Source organism: Microbulbifer sp. CNSA002 (genome assembly GCF_047324085.1).
GTDB lineage: Bacteria > Pseudomonadota > Gammaproteobacteria > Pseudomonadales > Cellvibrionaceae > Microbulbifer.
This window is the reverse complement of sequence record NZ_CP172449.1, coordinates 717,565-728,436: the sequence shown is the minus strand read 5'-3', so window position 1 is coordinate 728,436 and position 10,872 is coordinate 717,565. Positions and strand designations below refer to the sequence as shown.

Genomic DNA, 10,872 nt, shown 5'->3' with positions numbered 1-10,872 from the left:
GCCATCGCAAAAGCGGGTCTTAAATCCAATCGAAGGGATCTGCGATAACAACTGAAGCGAAGCGATTTTTACACAATCACAGCGACTTATAAAAAACTCCGCTGTGTCCTACTCGAATTCTGTCAATAAATACGTGGTTAATGTCGGGCAAATGAAATATCCGAGTGATCTACAAATTTAGACTGGAATCAGCAGATAGTCCCCCCTTAAGAAAGGTGTACACATGTGCCAATAAAAATAAGTACAAAGAGGAGGGAGAGCAGTCTGGAGCGAGGAAATAATTCTCTCGCCCTTGGTTTGAACGGGAAATCTCTACGACAACATAGATTCCAGAAATCCAAGCATGTCGGATTCATCATCAACCAGCTCACCAGAACCAAACTCCGCATTCCAGTCGAGCAGAATTTGAGCCAAAGCTTTCGCCTGTTCCGCTAAGGCAATTAACTCTTCCCGGCTATTTTTTGGTCCCGTATAAAGTTTCAGCTTTCTATGGCTATTCGCCAACTGATGCCCCGGATACTTGGACCTATAGACCTCCAGTTTCCAACGCAATGAATGCACCATATTGCGATAGAAAACCAGTTTTGCTGGCAACTGTAAAAGTGATAAGTCTTCCAGGTCACCAAACAGCGTACAATCAACGCCTAGAACCTGAGTATCCTGGCTATTATTCGCGGCAAATACATCAGCACTGCGGGGCTCCGCCAATAGCATCGACAAATCACCAAATAACTCACCTGGACGTATTACCGCCAAAGGACGTTCATTTCCCGGAGCCTCCTCAGCTGCGGGACTGTTCACCTTCACATGTAACTCGCCGCGTAACAAGAAGTAGACCCATTGATCCACATCCCCTGCACGCAGCAGCTGTTCACCCGACTGAAGGCTGACCAACCGGGAGCGCTTTAGCAATACATCGTATTGCCACTCACTCGAGGCACGAATATCCCGAAATAGATGGATGACATTGAGAAGACGATCCACAGCATCCCGTGGATACTCGCTAAGAGGTTTAATTTCCATGCACAATTCAAATTTAGTGAAAACTATTCCATTTTCCTGAAAAGAGTGGCCTAAGCCACTCTGCAAAGTGCCATTCTAAACGATATCGACCTAGCACACCTGTTTCTAAGTGTGACAATCGTTTCCTTACCAACCCTTTATCTTGGGCGAATGAGGACAGTCTGACCTTATCAGGCTTGAACTCCGTTCCAGTTACAGTAGAGTTAGGTGTAGTGAGTAGTACATTGTACTCTCACAAGCTTTGGGCGCGCACTTTTTAATCTGACTTGTGTGCATTGGGGTTGGGGCCCCTGAATTCTTACTTAGCGGAACATTTTGCTCCTGCTACTGAGACACCGTAGAACAATGAAATCGATAAAAATTGTCCTCTCCTTTTGGGTGTTTACATTTGCTCTCACTGCGAAAGCTGCACCACTTTTAAACGGTCTTGCACTAGAAAAACAATTTAATAAAGACATTTATATCGCTGCAATATACTCGGAAAATCTAACCCGGGATTCCAGCACACTACTCGATAACAATATTCCTCGGCGCTTGGAGGTTCGTGTTATCACCAAAAGTCTGCCGGCACGGCGACTCCGCAATCAATGGATGGAAGCCATTGCGATTAACAACCGCGGAGATACGCTCAGCAGCCAGGCAGAAAACATGGTGACCTTTGCCAATCTGTTTAAGGGGCGCTTTGCTCACGGTGATCAATTGAGTATCGAGTTCGCCGCCGATACCGGCTCGACAACAATCTCCCTCAACAGTATTCGACTTGGAGAGATTGCTGACCCCGACTTCTTCAATACCTTGCTACGAGCCTGGATTGGCTCTGTCCCTCCCTCTACTGACTTTAAAGATGGGTTGCTTTCCGCCGGCCAAGTGTCAGGTAGCCTGGTAACTACATTCGAGTCCCTGGCCCCAACAAGCGAGAGAGTTGCCGAATTACAACTCAAGCAAATAAGCCAGGAAGAGGCCACTGCCGCGGAAGAGGCGCCAACTGAAGCCACTAAACCTAAACCGGCTATTGAAATTGCTGATCTTCCGCCTCCAACTCTGGCCCTAGCCGCAACCGCTCCCGCAGCAGCGGTTGTAACTGAGGCCGATAGTATTCAAGAGGACAGTGAACAGGGACCTCAACCGGAAGGGGCCGTTCCAGCACAAGCTGAGGAAGAGATTGAGCTTATTACGGTACCTCCTGAGGATGGCCCGCTCCTGGCTGCAGATGCCGAAGATATGATGGAAGAGGAGGAAGAGGCTCCTCTGACGGCTGATATGATTCTGGCACGCCAGATCTATCACTCCAGCTTGCTGCGGCACACCTTCCGCTACATTCGCTACCCCAAACGGGCCCAAGAGCGGGGCCATGAAGGCAGTGTACGCCTAAATGTGACTATTGATTCTCAAGGCCAGGTACGAGATATCCAGCCGATACAAGAATCCCGTCATGCCAGCCTTAACCGGGAGGCCCAAGCTGCTGTACGCAGAGCTGGACCCTACCCTGGAGTCCCTGCGCAGCTAGGTACAGATACTTATAACTTTTCTATCCCTATCACTTTCCGCCTACCAGATTAAATAGCTACTCAACTTGTGCCAAAAGCCCCGCGATGCGGGGCTTTTGGTTAAACTCCCTCCAACTCAACTTGTCCCCAGCTAGGCGCAGCCCTCTTGCCCCAGCTCACCCCCTGCTTTTAGTATGCTCGGCGGATATTCAGCCAAAAGAGCAAAAATGAAAAAGTTACTATTACCACTCGCTATTGCCGGTACCCTGGCGGGAGCCCAGTTCCCTCTGTTTGCTGTCGCTCACGACCACTCCACCGGTAGTAAAGCTACCGCTGAGCAAGTTCAGCTTTCCTCGGGTATTGACCTGGGCGCTATGGATACCAGTGTACGGCCTCAAGACGACTTCTTTGCTTATGTAAACGGCACTTGGCTGAAGAATACTGAGATCCCTGCGGACAAGTCCCGCTGGGGTGGTTTCTCTATTCTGAGAGACCAAAGTACCGAACAAGTCAAAGCTCTGATTATGGAAGCCAGCCAGGGAGCCAAGAGCGCCGATGCCAAGCAAATTGGAGATCTCTACAACAGCTTTATGGATAAAAAGCTGATCGAGAAAAAAGGGCTCTCCGCGGTTTCCGGCGAACTCGCCAAAGTCGATGCAATTAAAAACCGCAAGGATCTTACCGATTTCTTCGCCTATGCGGATACCGTCGGCTACGATGTACCATTTGGCGGAAGCATCTGGCAGGACCTGAAGCAAGTAGAAAACTACATGACTTTCCTGTGGCAGGCAGGCCTTGGACTCCCTGACCGCGACTACTACTTCGAGGACACTGAGAAGAGTAAGAAACTCCGCGAAGCCTATATAACCTACCTCACTGACCTGCAAGACCTCGCGGGACTTAAAGAGGCTGACGACTTTGCCAACAAAATCTTCAAACTCGAGAAAAGTTTGGCAAAACACCATCGCAGCCGCGTTGATAACCGGGATCCGGAAAAGTATTACAACAAGAAAACTATTGTTGAACTTAAAGAGCTAATGCCCGTTATAGATTGGGACAGCTACCTGGCCAAAGCCCAATTGAAGAAAGCGGATAGTTTTATTGTCGGCCAGCCTGAGTATCTGGAAGCGGCCAATGAGATTATTGCTAATACTGAACTGGCAACCTGGAAGCGCTACCTGAAGGTCAAAGTACTCAATGCAATGGCGCCCTACATGCATGACGAAATCGCACAACTGCGCTTTGACTTCTATGGCACCACCGTTCACGGTATCGAACAGATGGAACCCCGTTGGAAGCGCGGAGTAGAATTCGTTAATGGTTCTGTTGGCGAGCTGGTCGGTAAGCGCTACGTAGAAAAGCACTTCCCACCCGAAGCCAAAGAGCGAATGATTGTACTTGTGGACAATCTGAAAGCCGCCTACCGAGAATCTATCGAATCCCTCGAGTGGATGGGCGAAGATACCAAAAAGCAGGCTCTGTTTAAGCTAAGCAATTTTTCCACCAAAATCGGCTACCCAGACAAGTGGCGTGACTATAGTAACTTGACGGTTAAATCCGACGACCTGATTGGCAACGTTCTGGCAGCCAACTTGTTTGAGTCCTCTTACGATCGCAATAAGCTGGGTAAGCCGATTGATCGCGATGAGTGGGGTATGAGCCCACAGACGGTGAATGCTTACTACAACCCAGCCATGAATGAAATCGTATTCCCTGCAGCGATTCTGCAACCACCATTCTTTAATATGAATGCGGATGATGCAGTCAACTACGGCGGTATCGGCGGTGTAATCGGCCACGAGATTGGGCACGGGTTCGATGATAAAGGCAGTAAATTTGATGGACGCGGCTATCTCAACAACTGGTGGACCGACTCCGACCGTAACAATTTTGAGCAGCTGACCAGCAAGCTCGTGTCCCAGTACAACGCATACGAGCCGCTTGAGGGTGAACACATCAACGGCGAGCTGACCCTGGGCGAGAATATCGGCGATTTGTCAGGCCTGGGAATTGCCTATAAAGCCTATAAAATGTCTCTAGATGGCGAAGAGGCACCTGTTATTGACGGCTTTACTGGCGATCAGAGGGTGTTTATGGGCTGGGCTCAGGTGTGGCGCAGCAAGATGCGCGATAAAGCCCTCAGTGGCCGCTTGAAGGTAGATAGCCACTCTCCTGCTGAGTATCGTGTGAAAGGCGTACTGCCAAATATCGATGCCTTCTACGAAGCATTCGACATTAAGGAAGGCGACGGTATGTACCTGCCTGAAGAGGAACGGGTAACTGTCTGGTAAACCGGTACCCTCACCTGGCCGCCCATGCGGCCAGGTTTTCCCTCGATCAATTCCCCCCAACAACCCCTAATCTATCGAACCAATGTACCCACTATCACGGGGGATACCTCCCGTCGGCAGTATGACTTACCATTAGCTCACTTAAATAAGAAGAGAGTTGCCAATGGCTAACCAGTCTCAGTTTCATCTTCTCACTAGCCGCCGCTTTTTGCCGTTCTTCAGCACCCAGTTCCTGGGCGCCTTCAATGACAATGTTTATAAAAATGCCCTAATTGTCATGATCGCCTTTCGCCTGGTGGAAAGCGAAGCGAACGCACTAATTAACCTGGCTGCTGGTTTGTTTATTCTTCCCTTTTTCTTATTTTCTGCCTCCGCCGGTCAGATAGCAGACAAATACGACAAGGGGAGGTTAATACGCTGGATTAAGCTAGGAGAGATCGGTATCGGTGCACTGGGAGTTTTCGCTCTTTTTAGCGGAAGCAACGCACTCTGTTTAACTGTGCTCTTTCTCCTGGGCATACAGTCCGCCTTTTTTGGCCCGGTGAAGTACGCGATTATCCCTCAACACTTGAAGCGTTCCGAACTGATAGGGGGCAATGCTCTGGTGGAAATGGGGACATTTGTAGCCATTTTAACGGGAACAATTGTCGGTAGCCTACTCGCAGGCCTCACAGGCCATGGGCAACAGGGAATTCTCTACTTAGGCCTCGTAATTATGAGCGCAGCTACCCTGGGATATCTGGCCAGCCGCTCAATCCCCGCAGCGCCAGCCCCCACACCCAATCTCAAAATAAACCCTAACCCCATTACTCAAACCCATAAAATACTCCGTGCCAGCGCGAATACTCCCTCAATTTTCTACTCCATTATTGGAATATCTTGGTTTTGGTTAATGGGGGCGGCCTATCTGACACAAATTCCCAGTTTTACCAAGAATGTCCTAGGTGGCAGTGAATCAGTGGTTACATTACTGCTGTGCAGTTTTACCATTGGTATTGCGATTGGGTCCTTAATCTGCGAGCGCCTCTCCAGTGGATTTATTGAACTTGGCCTGGTGCCTGTTGGTGCTGCTGGACTCACCATAAGTGGTATCGCCCTGGGCATTGTCGGGGGAAACTTTGCAGAACTCCATGAGCCCAGCTTTACCGCATTTCTAAGTACCGATGGTGCATACTCTCTTCTCAGTTGCCTGGTACTACTGGGGGGGTTTGGGGGTCTTTACATCGTTCCTCTGTACACCATGATCCAGGATCGATCCGACCCGGCAATTCGTGCACAAATTATCTCCGTAAACAATATTTTGAACGCCCTCTTTATGGTGGCTTCGGCGCTACTTGGAATTCTGTTCCTCAATATGCTGGACGCGACCATACCGCAGTTCTTTCTTGTTATTGCGCTTATGAATGCGGCGGTCGCCATTTTTGTGTTCGCAAAAGTGCCAGAATTTGCTATGCGCTTTTTGATCTGGGCCCTTTCCCACACCATGTACCGGGTAAAGCACCAAGGGCTTGAACAGATACCCACAGAGGGACCAGCCCTAATCGCTTGTAATCATGTGAGTTATGTCGACGCACTATTACTCGCCGGCGCTGTCCGCCGTCCTATCCGCTTTATTATGTATAAGCCCATTTATGAAATTCCAATTTTGCACTTCGTCTTCAAAACAGGCAGGGCAATTCCAATTTGCTCCAAGCAGAAAGACCCCGAAGGGTATGAACAGGCTTTTCAGGCCATTGAGGACGGGCTAAAAGATGGAGATCTTCTCTGTATATTCCCCGAAGGTCAATTGACTAAAGACGGAGAGCTACAGCCATTTAAAGCCGGCATAGAAAAAATTCTGGAGAGAACCCCCGTCCCTGTAATTCCTATGGCCCTCCAAGGTCTCTGGGGAAGCTTTTTCAGCCATAAAGACGGCCATGCTTTCACTACATTGCCCAAGCGCTTTTGGTCGCGGGTGAGCGTCGTTGCCGGCAGGCCTGTCGAAGCAGCCGGTGCCAAGGCAGAGGCTCTATACCGCCAGGTGCTGGGCTTGCGCGGAGAGAAACGCTAGCCTCTCCTTTTTCTTGACCAACAAGGATATGTGCCTACTTCACTGGTAGGCACATAAATTCTTCTCCTCCCTCACGATGCCAGCCCCCCCCTTAAATCATTCCGATCACCTATTCTGATAGCGAGAATAGAAATACATAGCTGCTAAGGGCGGCACAGGGACGAAGGCCTATCCATGGCGCAAAGCAACCAGTTCAAGCTCCTCGCCAGTCGCCGCTTTATGCCACTGTTTCTATCACTGTTAAGCAGCGTTTTTAATGACAACCTGTTTAAAAACTCCCTGCTAGTCATACTGGCATTTCATTTAGCCAAAGCAGAAGCCAATACACTGATTAATCTCGCCAGTAGCCTCTATGTCATACCGTATTTTCTATTTTCACTCGCCGCTGGACAATTAGCTGACAAGTATGAAAAGGGTCGAGTCATAAGAATTATTAAAGCCGCCGAAATACTAATCGGTATCCTCGGGGCCATTGCGCTACTCACTGATGACCGAGTTTTAAGTTTCATTGTATTGATACTTTTTGCCACCCACACAGCTTTCTTTAGCCCTGTCAGATATGCCATCTTACCTCAGCACCTAAAGCAATCAGAATTGCTTGGAGGAAATGGTTTAGCCCAGGTTGCATCCTTTTCCGGAGTATTGGTTGGAACAATTGTCGGCACCCTCCTAGCCGGTGATGTGGGCCAGGGAAAACCTGGGCTTTTATATCTGAGCTTGGTGATGGTCACTGTCGCCGTACTAGGCTATCTCGCCAGTAGGGCAATCCCTCCGGCTCCTTCCTCAGCCCCCAATTTAAAAATAGATTGGAACCCCATCAGCCAAACGCTGAGAATTATGCGGGAAGTGATTAAAACACCCACCGTTTTTTACGCAATTATTGCAAACTCCTGGTTCTGGTTATTTAGCACGGCATACCTAACCCAGGTTCCCAGCTTTGTAAGAAATGTGCTTGGCGCCAGTGAACCAATAATCACGATTCTACTCTGCTGCCTAACTGTTGGCGTTGCTATAGGCTCACTAATGTGTGAGAGCTTGTCTCGCGGGCGTATTGAACTGGGCTTGGTGGCAGCCGGCGGGCTGGGAATGACGGTGGCGGGACTTTGGTTGGGCATCCTATCGGGAAACTATCAGATGCTCTCCAACGCATCCCTTAGCCAATTTCTACAGAGTGATGGTGGACTGACCATCTTATTTATTACGACTTTCATTGGCGTTGCCGGCGGTATTTTTATCGTACCGCTATACACTATTATTCAGGAAAGAACAGCAGAACAAATTCGCGCGCAGGTTATCTCTGTAAATAATGTCCTTAATGCCGTATTTGTAGTCATTATTTCTTTTTCTATTATTGGGCTACTCGGGCCTGTGGGAATGACAATTCCCCAGGTATTTACCCTGCTGGCCGTACTAAATTTCGCTCTTTTAGTACTCCTGATTTTTCGAATGCCGGAAATGTTATTTGACACCCTTTCTTGGCTTATCTATATCCTGCCCAGGCGCACGAAATACGAGGGGACTGAGCAAATCCCTAGCGAAGGTTCAGCACTTCTAATTGCTCGCTACTCTAACCTGCTAACCCCATTTATTGTTAGCGGGGCAACGCAACGCAAGGTTCGCTTTATCCCCAGCGACGCCATTACTAACAGCCCTAGGCTTCACGCACTTTTACGCAAAAGTGACTATTTCCCCAAAAACTACTATGAAATCGAAGCTTCAGAGCTCAAGAGAAAGCACAATGCGATTCATGAGGCAGAGGCAAACAGGGATCTTCTGTGCATCCTGATTGAAGAAAACAGCAGGAAAGAAATTACAGAGCTTGTCACTCTGCTCAAGGAAAATTTTCAAAGCGCATCATTGCCACTTATCCCTCTATCGATCCAAGGTTCGTTTAGCTATAAACGAAACCTAAAGACAACAGTACAGGTTGGCAGCCCAATACCGCTTGCAGAAATTTCTCCAGAACTGCTATTCGATAACCTGAAGGGTGCCGAATAAAGAGGGGCGGCTATTAAAAATAGAGTACCCACAGAGTTGCGGGTACCCGAAGGCCATTTAGGCCGCTTTAGCGGAACTGGAATCTGAGCGACTGCCTTTCAGTAGCAACCACAGAGCGACAACCAGTATTGCCCCCTGAATACCAACACCTTGCCAAGTCGGGTAGATACCCAACCAGTCAAAGCTGAGATTTACCGGCAGCGGGGAAATCGCAATCCACGCCGCTTCTTGCAGTGCCGCGACTGCCTTGCCCGCAAGAACAAATGACAACGCCAACAGTAAATAGGTCGTCATGGAGAAGAACTTGCCTATAGGCAAGCGAGCAGAGAAGCGCACAAAGGCAATGCCCAACACAACCAGCAATATCGCACCGGCAGCGAGGCCACCCCATAGGGCACTGTACTGACTGGAAGCTGTTTGCACCAATAGGGCCTGGTAGAACAGGATGGTTTCAAAAATTTCGCGGTACACAGCGACAAATGCGAGACCGGCGATGCCCCACAGGGCGCCAGCGCTAAGGCTGCGGTTGATGCTGTTCTGGATATATTGCTGCCACTGATCCGCCTGGGTCTTACTGTGCATCCAGAAACCCACATAGAAGAGCACAACTGCGGCCAGAAGCGCTGCGACCCCTTCCATAACTTCCCGGCTGGCGCCACTGATGGAAACCAAACTCTGTGCGGCAACCCAAGTAACAACACCTGCGACCGCGGCGCTGATCCAACCGAAGTGAACAAATTTCAACGCATCGCGACGACCGGTTTTTACCAGAATCGTTGTCAGTGCAATCACTACCAGTAGCGCCTCGAGACCTTCGCGCAGAAGAATCACCAAGCTGGCAATAAATAGTGCACCCGCAGAGAGAGTTGTCTCCTGCATTAAAGATTCGGCGCGCCCCAGTTGCTCAAGAATTACCTGTACCTGAGCCGTGACTTGCTCGGGGTTACTATCGGCATTCAGCTGACTGCGCAGCCCGAGCAGCTCCCGTTCAGTGGCTTTACGCAGATCGGCGTCGAGGGAATCCAGAGAGCTCTCCGCCATCTCAAAACCGTCCAGGTAGGCACTAATAGCCAGGGTGCGAGCGTGATCGTAGTTACCTTCCTGGTAGGCCACCAGGGACTTTTCCAGTTGTACACGGGCTATTTCAATCGGCTGGGCGCCGAGGTTCTCTTCACCAGCAAAGAAAGGTGTGGGGTCGGCACGCAGGGAAGCAACTGCCGCGCCGGACAGTTCCGGGCGATCACTCTGCAGCACATTGGGGCTGTACATCACGATATCCTGCAAGCTCGGCTCAACGCCTTTGCCCTCCCCCACTTCACCTTGGAAAGCCAGGCCGCCAACATAAAATGCCAGGGACCAGCGCTGCTGCTCATTCAAGTTTTTGAAGGCGGTCATTGCAGTGCCATCGATACCGTTACTGATAGCATCGTAAAGGCCCAGCAGGGAGCGATTCTCAGCGCGCTCCAACTCGTAGAAGTTTGTAGGCGCCGGCTCCAACTGTGCCGCTAAGGGGCCATCCCCTTTACCCTCGATACCATGGCAGGTAACACACTGCGCCTGGTAGATAGCGCGACTCTCATCCACATTCAGCAATGCAGTGGGCAAAGATAGCGCGGGGGCGATAGACAATAGCCCCTGACGCAACTTGGCGGTATGTGCCTGCACTTCCTGCACACTGGCCTTGCGAAGAATCGCCGCTTGCAGCGCATCCGCCTCGGTGCGGATCATCACCGCTTCGGGCGACTCTTGCAGTTGTGCGCCGCGATCGATCAGTACCGAGGCGAACTCCTGCATCTCTGCAAACTCATCGTCACTAATGATCTCCCCATCTGCCACCGCTTCCGGATAATCCACACCGATGTACTCTGCCATCTGCATCAGCTGGCGCAATTCCTGCTCTGATAGACCGGAGGCCTGGGCTTGGACGGGTAGAACCGTAATGGCCAGTAGCGCCACTAGCAGGCGGGCCAAGTGTAAGGTGAGGCGCATGGAGAATCCTTTACTGTTATTGCAAAAGGGTTTT

6 protein-coding genes are annotated in these 10,872 nt (G+C 50.1%); 4 read left to right on the top strand and 2 right to left on the bottom strand.

Annotation, left to right across the window (positions count from 1 at the left end; genetic code table 11):
• Positions 1-312: 312 nt before the first annotated feature.
• Positions 313-1,023 (bottom strand): Crp/Fnr family transcriptional regulator, encoded by a 711-nt coding sequence (locus ACG1BZ_RS03210; RefSeq protein ID WP_413664353.1) that lies wholly within the window; start codon positions 1,021-1,023, stop codon positions 313-315.
• A 345-nt stretch (positions 1,024-1,368) separates the two neighbouring features.
• Between ACG1BZ_RS03210 and ACG1BZ_RS03205 the strand changes: the two genes are divergently transcribed.
• From ACG1BZ_RS03205 to ACG1BZ_RS03190, 4 genes are all read left to right on the top strand, one after another.
• On the top strand, positions 1,369-2,583 hold the full coding sequence (locus tag ACG1BZ_RS03205) for a TonB family protein (protein ID WP_413664352.1): 1,215 nt from the start codon (positions 1,369-1,371) through the stop codon (positions 2,581-2,583).
• 154 nt (positions 2,584-2,737) lie between these two features.
• A complete protein-coding gene (locus ACG1BZ_RS03200) occupies positions 2,738-4,801 on the top strand; it encodes a M13 family metallopeptidase (RefSeq protein ID WP_413664351.1) in 2,064 nt (687 codons plus the stop codon).
• A gap of 163 nt (positions 4,802-4,964) precedes the next feature.
• Positions 4,965-6,851, top strand: coding sequence for an MFS transporter (locus ACG1BZ_RS03195; RefSeq protein ID WP_413664350.1), 1,887 nt, complete (start codon positions 4,965-4,967; stop codon positions 6,849-6,851).
• A gap of 174 nt (positions 6,852-7,025) precedes the next feature.
• Positions 7,026-8,849: an MFS transporter gene (locus ACG1BZ_RS03190; protein ID WP_413664349.1), complete on the top strand. Its 1,824-nt coding sequence runs from the start codon at positions 7,026-7,028 to the stop codon at positions 8,847-8,849.
• A 57-nt stretch (positions 8,850-8,906) separates the two neighbouring features.
• Here the strand turns inward: ACG1BZ_RS03190 and ACG1BZ_RS03185 are convergent, their stop codons facing one another.
• Complete coding sequence (locus tag ACG1BZ_RS03185; RefSeq protein ID WP_413664348.1) at positions 8,907-10,838, bottom strand: cytochrome c/FTR1 family iron permease; 1,932 nt, start codon at positions 10,836-10,838, stop codon at positions 8,907-8,909.
• Positions 10,839-10,872 lie beyond the last annotated feature (34 nt).